Genomic DNA, 9,158 nt, shown 5'->3' with positions numbered 1-9,158 from the left:
TTCGGGGGCGGGTTCACCGCGTCGGGCGCGGCGGATCCGGATGACCAGGGCGCCTATCAGCGGACCGAAGGCACCGAACAGATAGGGCGCGGCCGTGGGGGCGCTCGTCGCCGATCCGCCGAGTCCCACCGCGGTGAACCACGAGGCCCAGCTCACGACGAAGGCGATGGCCATGAACAGGATCAGATCGCCTCGACGGCTGTCGGGGGTGGCGGGGGTCGCGCGGTATGAGGTGCTCATGCCAATCCCTCCGTCGTGTCTGTGTCTGTGTCCGGTGCGTCTGCTCGGCTGCGTGGGGGCGGGCGCGTGGGCGCCCGCGGATCAGGAGGAGGCCGTTCGCCCTTCGGCGGGCAGTTCCCCGGCCGTCGCGTCCAGTTGGCGTGCGACCCAGGTGGTGACGAGGGCGAGGAGGTCGGGGTCGACCGGGCCGCGCAGAAGACGGCGGTAGGAGCGGAGGGTGTGGTGCGCGGGGTCCTGGCGCAGGACGTGGGTGAGGTCGGGGACGCGGTGGATCTCGGTCTGGCCGGGCACCAGCCGGCGGATCTCCTCCAGATCGGCGGGGTCGACCTGGATGTCCTTGTCGCCGGTGATGGCCAGGACGGGGGCGTGGATGGACTTGAGGTCGTCGCGGGTGTCGTGGGCGAGGTTTTCGCGCATCCAGCGGGCGTTGAGCGGGATTCCGGCGATGCGTGCCACGTCCGTACGAGTCTTCTTGATCCGGGTGAGGAGCAGGGCGCCCAGCGCCCCGAGAGGCCGTCGCAGGAGGCGGACAGGGGCGGGCATGCCCTGGATGACCGAGCGGGCCTGCCAGCGCAGGGCGTCCACGCCCTGGCGGGCGTAACCGGCCAGCAGCACCGCCGCCGCCACCTCGTGGTGCGCGGCGAGGGCCATGGCGTGCAGGGCGCCTTCGCTGTGGCCGATGACGCCGACGGCGTCGGGACGGACGGCGGGATGGTCGGCCAGGGCGCGCAGTGCGGTGGCGGCGTCCTGACGGTTGTCGACGAAGCCGGCGGTCCGCCAGGCACCGGGAGTGGCACCGACACCCCGCCGGTCGTAGCGCAGCGTGGCGATCCCCGCCGCCGCGAGGGCGTCGGCCAGTGGCCGGCCGAGGTTCATGGTGACCTTACGGGTGTTGCCGTCGCGGTCCAGGGGGCCGGAGCCGTGCAGGAGCAGGACGGCGGGGTGCGGGCCGGGGCCCGGAGGCAGGGTCAGGGTGCCGGCCAGGGGGGTCCCGTTCTCCGTGGTGACCGTCATGTCGATGTCAGGCAAGGCTCCGCCTCTCATTGCTCTCAACCACGAGAACGTTATCAGATGTGAGATCATCGTTCCTATGGCAACCGCGAATCTTCTCCTCCACCCCGTCCGGCTGCGCATCCTGCAGACGCTGCTCGGCGCCGACGAGCTGACCACCGCCCAGCTCCGCGACCGGCTGCCCGACGTGTCCCCGGCCACCATGTACCGGCACGTCGGCGCCCTCACCCAGGCGGGCATCCTGGAGGTGGTCCGCGAAAAGCCCATTCGCGGCACCGTCGAACGCAGCTACCGGGTCCGCCAGGACAAGGCGCTCGTCACCCCAGAGGCCCGCGCCGGCATGACCAAGGACGACCACCGGCGGGCCTTCACCGTCTTCACCGGCGCCGTGATGGCCGACTTCGACCGCTACCTCTCCCGCGACGACTCCGAACCCGCCCGCGAAGGCGTCCTCTACCGGCAGGGCGCGGTCATGCTGACCGACGACGAGTTCACCGAACTCGTCGACGAGATCGAAGCCGTCGTCGCCCGCCGCACCCACACCACCCCCGACGACGGCCGCACCCGCCACATCATCAGCCTCGTCCTCGTACCCGACAAACCGGCCGAGACCGACACCCGGACCGACCCCCGGACCGGCACGACCGACGCAACCGAAGGCGGCCCCGGCGACGAGACCGCGAGTGAGAGCTGAGGCAGTTGTTGGCCGCCGACGCGGTGAACAGGGCGGGCCGTGACCGCACCTTTCGCGGATGGGCGCGCCATTCACCGCGTCGAAGAACAGCGGTGGGGCCCTGCTCGTCGCCGGTGGTGACCGGCCGGCAGGGCAGGGTCGTGCCGACCCGAGCTGAGACGGGAACCGAGACAGAAGATCACGAAGGGTCCGGACCATGATCGGTCCGGACCCTTCGTATGCCCTGGTGGGCGGCTGCGGAGGATACGAGATTCGAACTCGTGAGGGGTTGCCCCCAACACGCTTTCCAAGCGTGCGCCCTAGGCCTCTAGGCGAATCCTCCGTGGAACACTCTACCCCACTCGGCGAGGTGCCCTGACACGGCCGGTGGCGCGTACCGCGGGCCCTGTGGGGCAAGCCACATTGTCGGTCGGGGAGGGGTAATGTCCGGTGGAATCGCGATAAACCGGGCGGGTTTCGCGGTGGTGGTCGGGGGGAGTTGTCTGGGGCTTCCGGCCGGGGTGGGTGGTCGCCGGATGTGGGTGCGGGGCGGGTGGTCCGGCGTGGGCGTCTTCGGGAAAAGCGCGAGTCGTGGGATCGAACCGGCCCGCCGTCCATTCGCGGATCTGGCGGGGGCCGGGGCGCCGCGGTGTGGGGAAAGGTGGTGCGGAAGCGGGGAATCGGGGTGGCTGAAAAGCGTCGACCCTGGTGTATTCACTAGCGCTGTAAGACCTGCAGTTGGTGCGTTCACCAGCGGCACAAAGGTGTGCTGCTGGTGCGTTCCCTAGCTTCCGGGGAAAGCGGTGTTGATTTGTTCACCCGCTTGTTATGGTCTCGCCATGAATGGGCTGTACGCGCTTAAACCGTGGTTCGCCCGCCGATTAACCCTGCTCCGGCGGAGGTTGATCCGGAGCGATATCTCTCCGAATTCGGTCACCTTTGCGGGGCTGCTCTGCGCGGGTGCTGCCGCGGCGTCTTTTGCCATGGTGCCCGCTCCCTGGGCCGTCGTGCCCGTTGTGGTGTTCCTGACGGCTCGGCTGGCCTGCGCCAATCTCGACGGTTCCATTGCCAGGGAAACCGGAAAACAGACCCGTCTGGGTTCGTTGCTCAATGAAATAGGTGATCGAGCGGCGGATCTGCTGGTAATTCTCGGATTTCTGCCGCACATATCGCTTCCGCTCGTCCTCAGTGCACTGCTGGCCAGTTCGGCGCCGTCATGGATCTCCATTGCCGGGGCCGCGGCCGGGGTGCGGAGAATCAACGGCGGTCCGATGGGGAAGACCGAGCGCTGTCTCGTCGCCGCGGTCGCCGCGGCCTCCGGGTGGTACGCGCCCGCCGCACTGGTGGTGATCGTCGGTTCGGTAGTGACCGCCGGTGTGCGGCTGTTCCAGGTCGCGGTGCTCTGCAACCGCCTTGACGGTGAGAGCGGTCGCCGTGGTGAAGGTGATCGTGAGGGCGGGAACGGCGTCGGCGACAGCGGGCGTGGCGGCGAGGGCCGTGATCACGATCCTCTGAGCGGTCGGCTGTGATCCCCTTCGCGGGCCCGCTTCCGCCGGAGATGGTGCGGGCCGTACCGCTCCTCGCCGGGACGCTCACGGTGAGCGGCCTCGCCCTTCTCTTCGTCCCCGACGTCGAACTGCGCCGTCGCTGGCGTACCTGGTGCGTCACCTCTCTGATCGTCTGCGGGACGCTGGCCTTCGGCACGCCCGGAGCCGCCCTGTTCGCGGCCGGGCTCGCGGTGGTGGGCTCCCTCGAGTACGTGCGCCTGGTGGGCCTGCGCCGCGCCGACGGCGCCGTGCTGCTGTGCGCCGGAGTGCTCCTCCCCCTCGCCGCCTGGCTGCGCCCCGGGCTGCTCACCCTGTCCACGGCCGGTGTCCTGCTCTGCGCCGCCGCGCTGCCGCCCCTGGTGGGCCAGGACGCGGTCCACGGCGCCGGCCGCGTGGCCAGGACCACCTTCGGTCTGGTCTGGCTGCCCGTCGCCCTCACCGGGCTGGTGTCCCTGGGGGACCTCGCCATCGCGATCTGCGTCAGCGTGGCCTTCGCGGACGTGGGCGGCTGGTGCGGCGGGCGGGCGCTGGGCCGCTCAGGCCCCCTGAGCCGTCCGCTGTCCGCGCTCTCACCGGCCAAGACCTGGGGCGGAGTGGTGGGCTCCGGCGCCCTGTCCGGCCTGGCGCTGTGGGCCATGGACGCCTGGACCCCGCTGCGGTGGCTCGCCGTGCTGTGCGGCTGCGCACTGGGCGACCTGCTCGAATCCATGATCAAACGAGGCGCCGGGGTCAAGGACGCGGGCCGTTGGCTGCCCGGGTTCGGAGGGCTCCTCGATCGCATCGACTCGCTTCTCGTGACTCTTCTGCTGTTGGGAGCCATGCCATGACGAAGAACGCGGCGACCGGACCGTTATCCAGGACGGGAGGCGATACCGGGGGCGATACGCGAGGCGATACCGGGGGCGTTACGGAGGGCGATGCGCGGGCCGAGCGGCTCGCCGCCGGTGGAGCGGAGGCCGCTGGACGGCGGGTACGGCCCGCGTTCCGTCTCCTGGTGGCGGCGTGGCTGCGCCGGCGGTTCTGGCGGACCGTCCTCTTCCTCACCGGTGGTCTCACGGTCAAGGGGAAGCTGCCGAAGAGCGGTTGTGTGGTGGTGGCCAACCACTCCTCGCACGCGGATACGGCGGTGCTCCTCGCCACCCTCGGCGCCGCCCGTGCTCCCCGGGTGGCGGCGGCCGCCGACTACTGGTTCCGGAACCGGGTGCGCCGCCTGGTGTGTTCGGATCTGGCCGCCGCCTTTCCGGTACGCCGCCACGGCGGCGGTTACTCCGACCTCCAGGACATCGCCGGTCCCATGCTGCGCGCCGGACACGCGGTCGTCGTCTTTCCCGAAGGCACCCGCGGAGGGGGCGAAGGGGGTGACGTGGGCGAGTTCCGCCGGGGCGCGGTCGAACTGGCCGTCTCCAACGGGGTGCCGGTGGTGCCCGTCGCCCTGTCCGGCACCGCGCGACTGCTGCCCAAAGGCGGACGGCTGCGTCCGCACGCCGTCCGGGTGCGGATCGGGCGCCCGCTGACGGCCCCCGACGCCGACACCGCCCGCTCCGCGGTCCTCGGACTCCTCGCCGAGTGCCGGCCCCGCGACAGCCGGGTCCGGCGCCGGATCGCCCGGCTGGCGCTGTCCTGGCGGGGCCTTGGCCTGGTCGCCGCCTGGTCCTTCACCGAGGCGCTGAGCTGGCCGCTGCTGCCGGAGCTCGCGCTCGCCGTCCTGTGCGTCGCCGCGCCCAGGGCGGGGCTGCGGCTGACCGTGAGCGCCGCCGTGGCCAGCGTCGCCGGTGGTCTGGTGGCGCTCGCCCTGTACTCCGGGACCTCCGTCGAACTGCCCCAGCCGCTGACCACCTCACGCATGCACACCACGGCGCAGAAGGAGATCCGGCTGGAGGGCGCCCGCGCGGTACGGCACCAGCCCGCCAGCGGTATCCCCTACAAGGTGTACGCGGCCGAGGCGGGGCGAGCCGGAGTCCCGGCGGACGCGTGGGTGCTGCGTTCCACGGCCGCCCGGGGACAGCGCATCGTCGGTGTCGGCCTCGTGCTCACGCTGATCGGCGTGCTCAGCCAGCGCTGGCGGCGTTTCTTCCCGCAGTACCTGATCTTCGTGGGGGCGGCCTTCACCGCGTTGTTCGCGCTGGTCATCAGCGCGTGGCGATGATCCCTACCCTCGTCGGCCGGTCACCGCGGCCCCTGGCGTGCGTTCTGGCGCGGCCGCTGCCGTGCGTCCTGGTGCGCCGCCCTGGCGTGCCCCCTGGCGTGCGTTCTGGCGCACCACCCCTGCCGTGCGTTCTGGCGCCCCCTGGCGTGCCCACGGCGTGTGTCCTGGCGTGCGTCATGACGTGCGTCCTGCCGACGGGGCGTGCGTGGGCCGCCGGGTCCGACAGCCGTATGAGGAAAACCCCGACAGCCGTATGAGGACGACCCCGACAGCCATATGAGGAGACGCGCGCCGATGTCCGACCCGTCCACTCCATCCACATCCACCGCCCCCGTCCCGTCTGCCCCTTCCGCTTCTTCCGCTCCGTCCACTTCTTCGACCTCTTCCACCTCGTCCGCCCCTTCCACCCCGCGGGCGACGGACCCGGTCGCGTCCGGGCCGTCCGGGCTGTCCGGGCCGTCCGTTCCGGACGCGGACGCCCGCCGCATCCTGGCGCTGACCAGCCTGGGCGTGTTCATCGTCTTCCTCGACACCACGATCGTGAATGTCGCCTTCGACACGATCAGCACCAGCTTCGACGCCGCTATCACCCGCCTGGTGTGGGTTCTCAACGCCTACACCCTGGTCTTCGCCGCGTTCCTGATCCCGGCCGGGCAACTGGCCGACTCCTACGGCCGCAAGCGTCTGTTCCAGATCGGTCTCGTGGGCTTCGCGCTCAGCAGCGCCCTGTGCGGTCTCGCCCCGGGGCTCGGCGTGCTCATCGCCGCACGGGCGGCCCAAGGCGTCTTCGGCGCCGTCATCGTTCCGGCCTCATTGGCGCTTCTCCTGCCCGCCTTCCCCCTGGAGCGCCGGGCCACGGCGATCAGCACCTGGGGTGCCATGGCGGCCGTCGCCACCGCGATCGGCCCGACCCTGGGCGCGCTGTTGATCGAGTACACCACCTGGCGCTGGGTCTTCCTGCTCAACGTCCCCGTCTGCCTGCTCACCGCGGCCTGGGGCGCACGCCTGCTGACCGAGACCCGTGGCTCCCGGAACGGAGGTCTGCCCGACCCCCTCGGTGTCGCCATGAGCGCTGCCGCGCCCGCCCTGCTCAGCTTCGCCGTCATCTATGGCCCGCGCCTGGGGTGGGACGATCCGCGTGTCCTGGTGACCGCGGTGGCCGGTGTCGTCCTGATCCCGGTGCTGATCCGCCGGTCCCGGTATGCCGTGCGGCCGGCACTCGACCTGGGCCTGTTCCGGATTCGCAACTTCCAGGCGTCCAACGTGGCCACTCTGGTCTTCTCCGTGGCCTTCTTCGCCGTGCTGCTCTCCAGCCTGCTGTTCCTGCAGAACGTCTGGCACTACTCCGTGCTGAAGTCCGCGCTGGCCGTCAGCCCCAGCGCGCTCGTCACCGCGCTCGTGGCCCCGCTGGCCGGCCGGCTGGCCGAACGATTCGGCTACCGCCCGGTCTTCGTCACCGGCGCCCTCTTCTACGCCGCGGGCGCCGCCGCTCTCGCCCTGCGCACCGGCGCCTCGCCGCACTGGGCCGCGCACTGGCTGCCCACCCTCGTGCTCAACGGCATCGGGGTCGGCCTGGCCCTCTCCACGCTCAACAGCGCGGCGGCGAAGGCGCTGCCACCGGAGCGCTTCGGTGTCGGCACCGCCATCAACAACAGCTTCCGGCAGCTGGGCGCCCTGCTCGGCGTCAGCGTGTTCGTGGCCGTCCTGGGAACGCCGACCAGCGCGACGATCCTGGGGGACTACCACCGTGTCTGGTGGGTGCTGGCCGTGATCCCCGTGATCAGCGCTGTGACGTACCTCGCCACCCATCGCGAGCCGGACGCCACCGCCGGATGACGGCGCCTGCCGCGGCTGTCCGATCGGGGGCTGTCGGTCTGGGGGCGCTGTCCACCCGCGGCTGGCCGGCTGGCGGGTGTCTCACCTGTGGTTGTCCGGCTGGCGGGTGTCTCACCTGTGGCTGTCCGGTTGGCGGGTGTCCCACCCGTGGCTGTCCCGCCCGCGGCGGCCCCACCGGCCTTCGGCCGAATCCTGGCCGGAAACGGTCCACCACCAGAAGCCGGAAACGGTCCACGACCAGAAGGGGCACCCGGGAAGTCGTTCGCACCCCGGTCGATCCGCTAAGGTGGGGGCCAGCCCCTCACGTGGCGCTATCTCACCGAACTCCCCCAGGGCCGGAAGGCAGCAAGGGTAAGTGGGCTCTGGCGGGTACGTGGGGGGCCCTTCGCGTCTACGGGGCCTGGGGGCCTGTGGGGGTGCGGGTGGCGTCCGGTTGTCTGTGGGCCCCGATATCGTCGTAAGCGTGTCGTCCCTCGCGCTGTATCGCCGCTACCGTCCCGAGACCTTCGCGGAGGTCATCGGGCAGGAGCATGTCACCGGCCCGTTGCAGCAGGCGCTGCGCAACAACCGGGTCAACCACGCGTATCTGTTCAGCGGGCCCCGCGGGTGTGGCAAGACGACCAGCGCGCGCATCCTGGCCCGCTGCCTGAACTGCGAGAAGGGCCCCACCCCGGCGCCGTGCGGCGAGTGCCAGTCGTGCCGGGACCTCGCGCGGAACGGACCGGGGTCGATCGACGTGATCGAGATCGACGCCGCGTCGCACGGTGGTGTGGACGACGCCCGTGAGCTGAGGGAGAAGGCGTTCTTCGGGCCCGCGTCGAGCCGTTACAAGATCTACATCATCGACGAGGCCCATATGGTCACCTCGGCGGGGTTCAACGCCCTGCTGAAGGTGGTCGAGGAGCCCCCGGAGCACCTCAAGTTCATCTTCGCGACCACCGAGCCGGAGAAGGTCATCGGGACGATCCGGTCGCGTACGCACCACTATCCGTTCCGGCTGGTGCCGCCCGGGACGCTCCGCGAGTATCTCGGGGAGGTCTGCGGGCGCGAGGCGATTGCGGTCGAGGACGGGGTGCTGCCGCTGGTGGTGCGGGCCGGGGCCGGGTCCGTGCGGGACTCGATGTCGGTGATGGACCAGCTGCTCGCGGGCGCCGGTGACGACGGTGTGACCTACGCCATGGCCACCTCGCTGCTCGGATATACGGACGGCTCGCTGCTCGACTCGATCGTGGACGCCTTCGCGGCGACCGACGGCGCGGCGGCGTTCGAGGTCGTCAACCACGTGATCGAAGGGGGCAACGACCCCCGGCGCTTCGTCGCCGATCTGCTGGAGCGGCTGCGCGACCTGGTGATCCTCGCCGCCGTGCCGGACGCGGCGGAGAAGGGGCTCATCGACGCCCCGGCCGATGTCGTGGAGCGGATGCAGGCGCAGGCGTCGGTCTTCGGCGGCGCCGAGCTGAGCCGGGCGGCCGATCTCGTCAATGAGGGTCTGACGGAGATGCGTGGCGCCACCTCGCCACGGCTCCAGCTGGAGCTGATCTGCGCCCGGGTGCTGCTGCCCGCCGCCTTCGACGATGAGCGCTCGGTGCAGTCGCGGCTGGAGAGGCTGGAGCGCGGGGCCCTCGCGGGCGGTCTGGGCGGTGGCGCCGGTACCGGTGCCGGTGGTGTCGGTACCGGTGGTGTCGGTCCCGGCGGCGGTGGTGTC

7 protein-coding genes, 1 tRNA gene, 1 other RNA gene and 1 pseudogene are annotated in these 9,158 nt (G+C 71.2%); 7 read left to right on the top strand and 3 right to left on the bottom strand.

Annotation, left to right across the window (positions count from 1 at the left end):
* Both AXW62_RS22640 and AXW62_RS22635 read right to left on the bottom strand, forming a co-directional pair.
* Nucleotides 1-240: pseudogene (locus AXW62_RS22640) on the bottom strand (CPBP family intramembrane glutamic endopeptidase); the annotation flags it as partial.
* An 81-nt stretch (nucleotides 241-321) separates the two neighbouring features.
* Entirely contained in the window at nucleotides 322-1,269 is a 948-nt protein-coding gene (locus AXW62_RS22635) for an alpha/beta hydrolase family protein (RefSeq protein ID WP_060946133.1), read from the bottom strand.
* Between the two features lie 61 nt (nucleotides 1,270-1,330).
* On the opposite strand from AXW62_RS22635, the gene AXW62_RS22630 reads away from it, so the two are divergent.
* Entirely contained in the window at nucleotides 1,331-1,945 is a 615-nt protein-coding gene (locus tag AXW62_RS22630) for a helix-turn-helix domain-containing protein (protein ID WP_079115737.1), read from the top strand.
* Nucleotides 1,946-2,182: 237 nt separating this feature from the next.
* On the opposite strand, the gene AXW62_RS22625 is transcribed toward AXW62_RS22630, so the two are convergent.
* Nucleotides 2,183-2,267 (bottom strand) — tRNA-Ser (locus AXW62_RS22625).
* Between the two features lie 496 nt (nucleotides 2,268-2,763).
* Between AXW62_RS22625 and AXW62_RS41280 the strand changes: the two genes are divergently transcribed.
* The 6 genes from AXW62_RS41280 to AXW62_RS22595 all read left to right on the top strand — a co-directional run.
* Entirely contained in the window at nucleotides 2,764-3,453 is a 690-nt protein-coding gene (locus AXW62_RS41280; RefSeq protein WP_079105732.1) for a CDP-alcohol phosphatidyltransferase family protein, read from the top strand.
* Complete coding sequence (locus AXW62_RS22615; RefSeq protein WP_306305064.1) at nucleotides 3,450-4,298, top strand: phosphatidate cytidylyltransferase; 849 nt, start codon at nucleotides 3,450-3,452, stop codon at nucleotides 4,296-4,298. The genes AXW62_RS41280 and AXW62_RS22615 overlap by 4 nt, the downstream gene beginning before the upstream one ends.
* A 167-nt stretch (nucleotides 4,299-4,465) precedes the next feature.
* Nucleotides 4,466-5,617, top strand: a complete 1,152-nt coding sequence (locus AXW62_RS22610) for a lysophospholipid acyltransferase family protein (protein WP_252368686.1) — start codon at nucleotides 4,466-4,468, stop codon at nucleotides 5,615-5,617.
* Between the two features lie 294 nt (nucleotides 5,618-5,911).
* The gene (locus AXW62_RS22605) at nucleotides 5,912-7,453 is read left to right on the top strand and encodes an MFS transporter (protein ID WP_079115735.1); all 1,542 of its coding nucleotides are present in this window, start codon (nucleotides 5,912-5,914) and stop codon (nucleotides 7,451-7,453) included.
* Between the two features lie 293 nt (nucleotides 7,454-7,746).
* An RNA gene (ffs, locus tag AXW62_RS22600) (signal recognition particle sRNA small type) lies at nucleotides 7,747-7,841 on the top strand.
* 75 nt (nucleotides 7,842-7,916) lie between these two features.
* Nucleotides 7,917-9,158: DNA polymerase III subunit gamma and tau (locus AXW62_RS22595; RefSeq protein WP_159060939.1), on the top strand; the 1,242-nt coding region annotated here is incomplete at its 3' end.

The organism is Streptomyces hygroscopicus subsp. hygroscopicus (assembly GCF_001553455.1).
GTDB lineage: Bacteria > Actinomycetota > Actinomycetes > Streptomycetales > Streptomycetaceae > Streptomyces > Streptomyces hygroscopicus.
This window is presented reverse-complemented; position numbering and strand designations above follow the sequence as displayed.

Bases quoted from the DNA above. Each gene is read 5' to 3' on its own strand.
- AXW62_RS22630 (WP_079115737.1), top strand. From the start codon at position 1,331: ATGGCAACCGCGAATCTTCTCCTCCACCCCGTCCGGCTGCGCATCCTG.
- AXW62_RS41280 (WP_079105732.1), top strand. From the start codon at position 2,764: ATGAATGGGCTGTACGCGCTTAAACCGTGGTTCGCCCGCCGATTAACC.
- AXW62_RS22605 (WP_079115735.1), top strand. From the start codon at position 5,912: ATGTCCGACCCGTCCACTCCATCCACATCCACCGCCCCCGTCCCGTCT.